This window comes from Mycobacterium sp. E3247 (assembly GCF_001667785.1).
GTDB lineage: Bacteria > Actinomycetota > Actinomycetes > Mycobacteriales > Mycobacteriaceae > Mycobacterium.
Window position 1 is genome coordinate 1 of the sequence record NZ_LZJG01000459.1, and the last position, 8,160, is coordinate 8,160.

Annotated in this window: 4 protein-coding genes and 2 pseudogenes; 5 read left to right on the top strand and 1 reads right to left on the bottom strand. The window is 71.6% G+C overall.

Features of this window, described 5'->3' with window-relative positions; translation table 11 throughout:
- Window positions 1–288: pseudogene (locus A9X04_RS22665) on the bottom strand (CCA tRNA nucleotidyltransferase); the annotation flags it as partial.
- 113 nt (window positions 289–401) lie between these two features.
- On the opposite strand from A9X04_RS22665, the gene A9X04_RS22670 reads away from it, so the two are divergent.
- From A9X04_RS22670 to A9X04_RS22690, 5 genes and pseudogenes are all read left to right on the top strand, one after another.
- Complete coding sequence (locus A9X04_RS22670; protein WP_067925321.1) at window positions 402–1,136, top strand: NUDIX hydrolase; 735 nt, start codon at window positions 402–404, stop codon at window positions 1,134–1,136.
- Window positions 1,133–3,523, top strand: a complete 2,391-nt coding sequence (locus A9X04_RS22675) for a hypothetical protein (protein WP_067925324.1) — start codon at window positions 1,133–1,135, stop codon at window positions 3,521–3,523. The genes A9X04_RS22670 and A9X04_RS22675 overlap by 4 nt, the downstream gene beginning before the upstream one ends.
- On the top strand, window positions 3,520–7,143 hold the full coding sequence (locus A9X04_RS22680) for a lipid II flippase MurJ (protein ID WP_067925326.1): 3,624 nt from the start codon (window positions 3,520–3,522) through the stop codon (window positions 7,141–7,143). The genes A9X04_RS22675 and A9X04_RS22680 overlap by 4 nt, the downstream gene beginning before the upstream one ends.
- A gap of 68 nt (window positions 7,144–7,211) precedes the next feature.
- Window positions 7,212–7,799: an RNA polymerase sigma factor SigM gene (sigM, locus tag A9X04_RS22685; protein ID WP_067925329.1), complete on the top strand. Its 588-nt coding sequence runs from the start codon at window positions 7,212–7,214 to the stop codon at window positions 7,797–7,799.
- Between the two features lie 15 nt (window positions 7,800–7,814).
- Window positions 7,815–8,160 (top strand): annotated as a pseudogene (locus A9X04_RS22690) (hypothetical protein); the annotation flags it as partial.

Here is an 8,160-nt window from a genome sequence, read left to right on the forward strand (position 1 = left end):
GCGGTGTTCACCCTTGCCGACCCCGATGGTGCCGAACTCAATGCCGGTGTCCCACAAGTGGTCGGCCCAGCGCCGCAAGATCTGCTGCACCTGTTCGGGGCGAGCGTCGGTGGTGAAGTCCAAGTCGGGGCTCAGCCTGCCCAGCACGGCGTCTCGCACCGAGCCGCCGACGAGGTACAGCTCACTCCCTGCGGCCTGGAACGCCGAACCCAGCTCGCGCAGCATCGGCGCGTGTTGGTTCAGGGCAACTGCGGCGGCGGCAAGCAGCTCCACATCGGCTTCGGGCACGTTCGGTCAGCCTAGTAGGCGGGATCGCGAGACGACTGCCCTGCGCCCGCGCGGGCCCGCCCAGCGGCGAGTATGTCCTGGGAGACGATGTCGTGCCAGCTACTATCGCTTGGGTGTCGGACGGCGAACAACACAAGCCACGTCGACGCCGGGGGCGGCGGCGCGGTCGTGGCGCTGCGAGTTCGACCGAGAACCAGACCAACGGTCAAACGCCCGCCGACTCGACGACGACGAAATCGCGCCGATCCCGTTCGCCTCGCCGCGGACCGGACCGGTTACGCACCGTGCACGAAACCTCCGCCGGCGGACTCGTCATCGACGGCCTCGACGGCCCGCGTCACTCCCAGGTCGCCGCGCTGATCGGCCGCGTCGATCGGCGGGGGCGGATGCTGTGGTCGCTGCCCAAGGGCCACATCGAAATGGGTGAGACTGCCGAACAGACCGCTATAAGAGAGGTCGCCGAGGAGACCGGCATCCGCGGCAGCGTGCTGGCCGCGCTGGGACGCATCGACTACTGGTTCGTCACCGACGGCCGCCGGGTCCACAAGACCGTGCACCACTACCTCATGCGCTTCTCCGGCGGCGAGCTGTGCGACGAGGACCTCGAGGTGGCCGAGGTGGCCTGGGTGCCCATCCACGAGCTGCCGTCGAAACTGGCCTACGCCGACGAACGCAGGCTGGCCCGCGTGGCCGATGAACTGATCGACAAGCTGCAGAACGACGGCCCGGCGGCGCTGCCGCCGCTGCCACCCACCTCTCCGCGGCGCCGCCCGCAAACACACTCGCGCGCCCGGCACGCCGACAAGCCGGACACCAGCCGCAAGAACGGCCACGGGCCCGGGCCGTGACGGCTTCCCGACTGTGCTTGTTGCGCCTCGCGGCGGTGATCGGCATCGTGGCCGGCTTCGCGATGCTCACCGCGCCTGTCATGCCGCGCGCCGCCGCGGGCGAACCCGGCGTGACGCCGTTCGTCCGGGTCCGGATCGACCAGGTCACCCCGGACGTGGTCACCACGTCCAGCCCGCCCGTCGTCACCGTCAGCGGCATGGTGACCAACATCGGCGACCGCCCCGTCCGCGACGTGATGGTCCGCCTCGAGCACGCCGGAGCGGTCACCGCGTCCGCGAGCCTGCGAACCACCCTCGACGGCGACACCGACCAGTACCAACCGGCCGCCGACTTCCTCACGGTCGCTCCCGAGCTCCAGCGCGGTCAGGAAGTCGGCTTCACGCTGTCCGCGCCGCTGCGCTCGTTGACCAAGCAGTCCTTGGGCATCGACAAACCCGGCATCTACCCGGTCCTGGTCAACGTCAACGGCACGCCCGACTACGGCGCCCCCGCCCGTCTCGACAACGCACGATTCCTGCTGCCCGCGGTGGGCATACCACCCGACCAGGGCGCCGATCTGGTCTCGGCCGTCGCGCCCGATACCTCTAAACCCGTGTGGCTCACCATGCTCTGGCCGCTGGCCGACCGGCCGAGGCTGGCTCCCGGCGTGCCAGGTGGCACCATCCCGGTGCGCCTGGTCGACGACGACCTCGCCACCTCCCTGGCCGGCGGCGGCCGGCTGGACATCCTGCTTTCCGCGGCGGAAGTCGCCACCAGCCACGACGTCGACCCCGACGGGGCCGTCGGCCGCGCATTGTGCCTGGCCGTCGACCCCGACCTGCTCGTCACGGTCAACGCGATGACTGCCGGCTACGTGGTGTCCGACTCGCCCGAGGGTCCCGCCCAACTTCCGGGCACCCCGACGCATCCGGGCGGAGGACAAGCGGCGGCGACGGAGTGGCTCAACCGGTTGCGCGCGCTGGCTCACCGCACCTGCGTCGCGCCGCTCCCCTACGCCCAGGCCGACCTGGACGCCCTGCAACGCGTGAACGACCGCGGGCTGAGCGCCGCCGCCACCACCGCCGTCAACAGCATCGTCGACCGCATCCTGGACGTGCCCTCCGCCCGCGGCGCCACGCTGCTGCCCGACGGCCCGTTGACCAACCGCGCCGTCAACCTGCTCGGCGCCAACGAAAGCACCGTCGCCGTCGCCGCCGCCGACTTGTCCGCCGATGCGCAGGGATCCTCCGACGGCGCCGTCGACACCGTGCCGCGGCGGCTGTCCCCGCAGGTTGTGGTCGCCCCCTTCGACCCGGCGGTGGGCGCCGCGCTGGCCGGCGCGGGAAGCTCCCCGGCCGTCCCGACCTACCTGGACCCTTCTCTGACCGTGCGCCTCGCGCACGACTCGGCGACCGCGCGCCGCCAGGACGCCCTGGGCTCCATGTTCTGGCACGCGTTGCGCCACGACGACGCACCGCGTACGCAGCTTCTGGTCCCACCGGCGACGTGGAACCTGCAGGCCGACGACGCCCACGTCATCCTGACGGCGCTCACCACCGCCATCCGGTCGGGACTGGCGGTTCCCCGGCCGCTGCCGGCGGTCATCGCCGAAGCCAACCAGGCGGGACAAGACCACGCCGATCAGCCGGAAACGGTGGGCGCCTACACGTCCGCCCGCGGGCGATTCGGCGACGACGTCACCGGCGCGATCGCCGGCCAGGTCGGCCGGCTGTGGGGCCTGACGTCGGCGCTGAGCACCGACGAACGCACCGGGCTGACCGGCATCCAGTACACCGCCCCGCTGCGCGAGGACATGCTGCGGGCGCTGAGCCAATCCGAGCCGCCCGACACCCGTAACGGGATGGCCCAGCAACGCCTTGGCGTCGTCGGCAAGACGATCAACGACCTCTTCGGTGCGGTGACCATCGTCAACCCGGGCGGCTCCTACACCCTGGCCACCGAGCACAGCCCACTGCCGCTCGCGCTGCACAACGGCCTGGCCGTTCCCATTCGCGTGCGCCTGCAGGTCGACGCCCCGCCCGGGATGACGGTCACCGACGTCGGCCAGATCGAACTGCCGCCGGGGTACCTACCGCTGCGGGTGCCGATCGAGGTGAACTTCACCCAGCGGGTCGCCATCGACGTGACGCTGCGAACCCCCGACGGCCTGCGGCTGGGCGAACCGGTGCGCCTGTCGGTGCATTCCAACGCCTACGGCAAGGTGCTGTTCGCGATCACCATGACGGCCGCGGCCGTGCTGGTGCTGCTGGCCGGACGCCGCCTTTGGCACCGCTTCCGCGGCCAGCCCGACCGGGCCGACCTCGACCGGCCCGACCCCCCCGGCACCGGATCCGCGGGCCTGCACGCGAAGGCCGACGATCGGGTCGAACAAGAGCACCGAGTATGAATTCCGTCGACCGGCAGGCCGCACAGCGACAGCACCGCCTGCCACAGCCGCCGCGGCGGCCCCGGGTTCCCGGCTCGCCGCCCACGGGTCCCCTGCCTCCAGTCCCCGCGGGCGTCGATCGCCGGCGGCCCGAGCTGTCCGACGCCGCCCTGGTTTCGCGGTCCTGGGCGATGGCCTTCGCCACGCTGGTAAGCCGGCTCACCGGGTTCGCCCGGGTCGTGCTGCTGGCGGCCATCCTCGGCGCCGCGCTGTCCAGCGCCTTCTCGGTGGCCAACCAGTTGCCAAACCTGGTGGCCGCGCTGGTGCTGGAGGCGACCTTCACCGCCATCTTCGTGCCGGTGCTGGCCCGCGCCGAGCAGAGCGACCCCGACGGCGGCGCGGCGTTCGTGCGCCGGCTGGTCACGCTGACCACCGCGCTGCTGCTGGTAGCGACCGTATTGTCCGTGCTCGCCGCGCCGCTGCTGGTGCGGCTCATGCTCGGCCGCGACCCGCAGGTCAACGAGCCGCTGACCACCGCCTTCGCCTACCTGCTGCTCCCCCAGGTGCTCGCGTACGGGCTCACATCGGTATTCATGGCGATCCTGAACACACGCAACGTGTTCGGGCCTACGGCCTGGGCGCCCGTGGTCAACAACGTCGTCGCCCTGGCGACCCTCGCGGTGTACGCGGCCGTCCCCGGCGAACTCTCCGTCGACCCCGTCCGGATGGGCAACACCAAACTGCTGGTCCTCGGCATCGGCACCACGCTGGGCGTCTTCGCGCAAACCGCCGTCCTGCTGGTGGCGCTGCGCAGACAACGCATCGACCTGCGCCCCCTGTGGGGAATCGACGACCGCCTCAAGCGCTTCGGCACCATGGCCGCCGCGATGGTGCTCTACGTGTTGATCAGCCAGCTCGGCCTGGTGGTCGGCAACCAGATCGCCAGCACGGCCGCCGCCTCCGGCCCGGCGATCTACAACTACACCTGGCTGGTCCTCATGCTGCCGTTCGGCATGATCGGCGTCACCGTCCTGACCGTGGTCATGCCGCGGCTGAGCCGCAACGCCGCCGCCGACGACACCGCGGCCGTGCTCGCCGACCTGTCGTTGGCCACCCGCCTGACATTGATCACGCTGATCCCGATCGTGGCCTTCATGACCGTCGGCGGTCCCGCGATCGGCAGCGCACTGTTCGCCTATGGCCACTTCGGCGGGGTCGACGCCGGGTACCTGGGCGCCGCGATCGCCCTGTCGGCGTTCACGCTGATCCCCTACGGCCTGGTGCTGCTCCAGCTGCGCGTCTTCTACGCACGCGAGCAGCCCTGGACGCCGATCGTGATCATCCTCGTCATCACGGCCGTCAAGATCGTCGGATCCGTGCTGGCGCCGCACGTCACCCATGACCCCAAGCTGGTGGCCGGATACCTGGGGCTGGCGAACGGCCTCGGCTTTGTGGCGGGCGCGATCATCGGTTACCTCCTGTTGCGGCACACCCTGCTGCCCACCGGCGGCCACCTGATCGGCAGGGGTGAGCTGCGCACCATCCTGGTGACGATCACCGCCTCCATGCTGGCCGGACTGGTGGCCCACGTGGCCGACCGGCTGTTGCGGCTCGATCTGCTGACCGCGCACGGCGGCGGGGCGGGCTCGTTACTGCGCCTGCTCATCCTGGCGGTCATCATGCTGCCGATCATGGCCGCGGTCATGCTGCGCGCACACGTCCCGGAGGCCCAGGCCGCCCTGGACGCCGTCCGGCGCCGCCTCGGCGGCCGCATGCCGGTTCCCCGTAAACCGGTGACAGCGGATCGATCGTCTCGCCGGTCCCCGGTCACGTACCCTGAGCAGAGGAATTCGTCCCCGCCTGGGGTAAATGCGGTCCAGGAGCCGATCCGGCGCAGACCTCCGGAGCGGGCAACCCCAGCCCGGATAGCGAAAGGACCGGAGGTGACCGACCGCCCTGTCGAGAGCGCCGCGTCGGGTGCCGAGCTGCCACGACCGGTCGCCGACGACTTCCAACCCGACATCCCGGCCGGCCGTGAGCCCGAGCCGCCGACGTCGCGTCCGTCCGACCAGCGCAACGGCGACGTCGCGCATGACGCGCGGCGCGGGCCCGCCCCGTTCGACGCGCCCCGCGACCGCGGAGGGGATCCGCCCGGAGACGACGTCCATCTGGTCCCCGGGGCCCGCATCGCCGGTGGCCGCTACCGGCTGTTGGTCTTCCACGGCGGCGCCCCGCCCCTGCAGTTCTGGCAGGCCCTGGACACCGCCCTGGACCGACAGGTCGCGCTGACCTTCGTCGACCCCGACGGGGCGTTGCCCGACGACGTGCTGCAGGAGATCCTGTCCCGCACCCTGCGGCTCAGCCGCATCGACAAGCCGGGCATCGCCCGGGTGCTCGACGTGGTCCACACCGGCCACGGCGGCCTGGTGGTCTCCGAGTGGGTGCGGGGCGGTTCGCTGCAGGAGGTGGCCGACACCTCGCCGTCTCCGGTCGGCGCCGTGCGGGCCATGCAGTCGCTGGCGGCGGCCGCTGACGCGGCCCACCGGGCGGGCGTCGCGCTGTCGATCGACCACCCGAGCCGGGTTCGCGTCAGCATCGAGGGCGACGTCGTACTCGCCTACCCGGCGACCATGCCCGACGCCAACCCGCAGGGTGACATCCGCGGTATCGGCGCCGCGCTGTATGCCTTGCTGGTCAATCGCTGGCCGCTCACGGAGTCGAGCGTGCGTAGCGGCCTGGCCCCGGCCGAGCGCGACTCGGCGGGCCAGCCGGTCGAACCGATGGTCATCGACCGCGAGATCCCCTTCCAGATTTCGGCCGTCGCGGTGCGGGCGGTCCAAGAGGATGGCGGGATACGCAGCGCCTCAACGCTTTTGAACTTGCTCCAGCAAGCGACCGCGGTGGCCGACCGGACCGAGGTGCTGGGCCCGATCGATGATTCGCCGTCGCCGGCCGCCCCCCGCGTCGCCCCCGATCAAGACGAAGGCGCAATCCTGGCGCGCCGGCGCCGCAACGTGTTGATCGGCGTCGGCGCGGGCCTCGTCGTGATCGTGGTAGCGCTGTTGGTCCTGGCGTCGGTGGTGAGCAAGATCTTCGGCAACGTCGGCGGCGGCCTGAACAAGGACGAGCTCGGGCTCAACGGCCCCTCCTCGTCCACCTCGTCGTCCGCCCCGAGTTCCGCGGCCTCCGGCAGCATCGTCAAACCGATCAAGGCGACCGTCTACTCCCCCGACGGCGATGCCGACAACGCGGGCACGGCCGGCCAGGCCATCGACGGTGACCCGTCCACCGCCTGGGCGACCGAGGTCTACACCGACGCCGTCCCGTTCCCGAGCTTCAAGCAGGGCGAAGGCCTGATGCTGCAGCTGCCCAACCCGACCGTGGTCGGACAGGTCACCATCGACACGCCCAGCACCGGTACCAAGGTCGAGATCCGCTCGTCGGCGACGGCGTCGCCGGCCACCCTCAACGACACCACCGTGCTCGCGCAGGCCTTCACGCTCAAGCCCGGCCACAACGTCATCCCGGTCCGGGCAGGCTCCCCCACGTCGAACCTGCTGGTGTGGATCTCCACCCTCGGGACGACGAACGGTAAGAGCCAGGCGGGCTTCTTCGAGATCACGGTCCAGGCCGCGTCCTGACGGACGGCGCTCACACCGCCGTGCCGCGGTGAAGTGCCGCCCCGCAGCCGATTGGATACTGTCCGGCCGTGGGCTCCCGGGGAGACATTCAGCGCGAACGTAGCGACGCCGAGCTGCTGGCAGCCCACGTCGCCGGCGACCGTCACGCCTTCCGGGAGTTGTTCCTTCGCCACCAACGACAGCTGCACCGGCTGGCCCGCCTCACGACGCGCACGCCCGAAGATGCCGAGGATGCGCTGCAGGACGCAATGCTTTCGGCCCACCGCGGCGCGGGCGCGTTCCGGCACGACGCCGCCGTCGGCAGCTGGCTGCACCGCATCGTCGTCAACGCCTGTCTGGACCGGTTGCGGCGCACGAAGGCCCACCCCACCGTCCCGCTCGAGGACGTCTTTCCGGTGCCCGATCGGACAACCCAGGTCGAGACCGCGATGGTGGTGCAGCGCGCCTTGATGCGGCTTCCCGTCGAGCAGCGGGCGGCCGTGGTGGCCGTCGACATGCAGGGCTACTCGGTCGCCGACACCGCCGCGCTGCTGGGCGTCGCCGAAGGCACCGTCAAGAGCCGCTGCGCGCGGGCCCGGGTGCGCCTCGCCGAGCTGCTCGGCTACCTCAAAACCGTCCCCGACCCGCCCCGCCCGTCGCCGTCAAGCAGCGCATGACGGACACTGGGGCGGATGGATGAAGCCGACCACCAAGCCGACGAACCGCCCCTGACGGCCGAGCTTCTTGCCGACCTGCAGGCCGGCCTGCTGGACGACGAATCCGCGGCCCGCCTGCGCCAATGGGTTCGCAACGACCCGGAGGCCCAGCAGATGCTGCGCGCCCTCAATCGAGTGCGGTGCGACGTCGCCACCCTTGGCGCCGAACCGGCACCCGACGTCGCGCCGGAGGTCACCGCCCGGATTTCGGCGGCGCTCGAATCCGCGGAGGCGGGCCCGCCCGCCGCGCACTCGGCTCGGCCGCGGGCGCGGCCCGGGCGCGTGGTGGCCGCGGTGATCAGCGCCGCCGCGGTGCTGGCGG

Bases quoted from the DNA above. Each gene is read 5' to 3' on its own strand.
- A9X04_RS22680 (WP_067925326.1), top strand. From the start codon at position 3,520: ATGAATTCCGTCGACCGGCAGGCCGCACAGCGACAGCACCGCCTGCCA.